At 60.1% G+C, this 243-nt stretch carries 1 pseudogene; it reads right to left on the bottom strand.

From position 1 onward, the window contains the following. Positions 1 to 243 (bottom strand): annotated as a pseudogene (locus KUG43_RS16555) (photosystem II q(b) protein); the annotation flags it as partial.

The following is a 243-nucleotide window of genomic DNA, read 5'->3' on the forward strand; positions in this document are numbered from 1 at the left end:
ACGAGGCGTACTGGAAGATCAGGCGACCGAAGTAACCGTGGGCAGCCACGATGTTGTAGGTCTCTTCCTCTTGGCCGAACTTGTAGCCGTAGTTCTGGGACTCGCTCTCGGTGGTTTCACGCACCAGGGAGGAGGTCACCAGCGAGCCGTGCATGGCGGAGAACAGGGAGCCACCGAACACACCGGCCACACCCAGCATGTGGAAGGGGTGCATCAGGATGTTGTGCTCAGCCTGGAACACCA

The organism is Synechococcus sp. CCY 0621 (genome assembly GCF_019038465.1).
Lineage (GTDB): Bacteria > Cyanobacteriota > Cyanobacteriia > PCC-6307 > Cyanobiaceae > Cyanobium.